This window comes from Candidatus Erwinia dacicola, assembly GCF_001756855.1.
GTDB classification, from domain to species: Bacteria; Pseudomonadota; Gammaproteobacteria; order Enterobacterales; family Enterobacteriaceae; genus Erwinia; species Erwinia dacicola.
The window spans coordinates 1-1580 of the sequence record NZ_MAYS01000588.1 but is presented as its reverse complement, the minus strand read 5'-3'; the positions used below and the strand labels follow the sequence as shown (position 1 = coordinate 1580).

Below are 1580 nucleotides of genomic sequence, written 5' to 3'. Positions count from 1 at the left end.
TTTTGGATGAAGATGCTAGCCATTCCAGCATATATAACCGAACACTGGTTGTAACCTACTGATTTTATGTTATGGACAGCTCGTTGTTTTTATGGGGTCGCAGCATAATTTCTATTTATTCAAGAAAGCCTGTTGAAGCTGTTACCATAGTTAATTGAATAAACTGTAGTGCTCTGTGGATACTCCGTCAAGACCAGTATTTAAAAATTCTTATACCGACCAACTATTATATATCCACACAATAGTTGAGGTTGTATATTGCCGGTGGTGCTCCATACGCACAAGTCGGTCGTGACGCAGACTTAGTGTTAATGGTTAATTGTCAGAGATTAGACTGTCCCCATGAATATCCAGACAGTTAGTATCACTTAAGTTAGTGATAGTTTTGATACTAGTTTCTAGACTAGTCGTTGGAGTCCGGATGATAGATGTTTCAGGTCCAGAGAAGCGCAGACGGCGCAGCATTCAGGAAAAAATCGCTATTGTTCAGCAGAGCTTTGAGCCCGGAATGACCGTGTCGCTGGTCGCCCGTCAGCTGTTCATGTGGCGTAAGCAGTATCAGGAAGGCAGCCTCACTGCCGTTGCCGCAGGAGAACAGGTTGTGCCCGCATCGGAGCTGGCATCTGCGATGAAGCAGATTAAAGAGCTGCAGCGCCTGTTGGGCAAGAAAACCATGGAAAACAAGCGGCTGAAAGAAGCCGTTGAATATGGCCGATAAAAAAATGGATAGCGCACGTGCCCTTGTTGCCTGAGGATGGCGAATAAGCCTTGTCAGTCGTTGCCTCCGGGTCTTACGTGCGCAGCTGCATGCCATGACCCATTGGTCGAAGGACTGGCAGGATCGTCGGCGCAAGCCTGATGATTCTGAAGCGCTGGCCCGTATCCATGCCGTTATCGGCGATCTGCCTACCTATGGTTATCATCGGGTCTGGGCAGTGCTGCGCAGACAATCAGAAACTGACGACATGGCGGTGCTCAATGCCAAACGTGTATACCGCATCATGCGTCAGAATGTGCTGCTGTTTGAGCGTAAACCGGAAATACCGCCATCAAAGCGGGCGCATACAGGGAAAGTGGCCGTTGGAGAAAATAACCAGCGGTGGTGCTCTGACGGCTTCGAATTCAGCTATGATAACGGTGAAAAAATGCCGGTATCGTTCGCCACGGGAATATCTACGGCGGCAAACCACTAAATAGGTTAAGTGATAAAAGTAGGGGCTGTCCTAGATAACTAAGATCATCTAGGATAGTGCCATGAGAAAAAGCAGACTCAGTCAGTACAAACAGGAACGGTTACTTGAACAGTTTATTGCAGGCTCCACAGCCCGTATTGCCGCAGAGCTGGTTGGTGTCCACAGGAACACTGCTGCATACTATTTTCACCGCCTCAGAGTGCTGATAGCCGAGCACGTAGATAGGCACTCCTGGTTTGATGGCGAGATTGAACTGGACGAAAGTTATTTTGGTGGTCGTCGTAAAGGTCAGCGTGGCAGAGGTGCTGCCGGAAAAGTGCCTGTTTTCGGGCTTCTCAAGCGTGGTGGTAAGGTGTATACCAAGGTCATACCCGATGCCAAATCACG

Annotated in this window: 1 protein-coding gene and 1 pseudogene; both read left to right on the top strand. The window is 48.5% G+C overall.

The features are described 5' to 3' along the window. Positions 1-376: 376 nt before the first annotated feature. Positions 377-1163: pseudogene (locus BBW68_RS17250) on the top strand (IS3 family transposase); the annotation flags it as partial. Between the two features lie 91 nt (positions 1164-1254). Further along, positions 1255-1580: transposase (locus tag BBW68_RS14540; RefSeq protein WP_148127714.1), on the top strand; the 326-nt coding region annotated here is incomplete at its 3' end.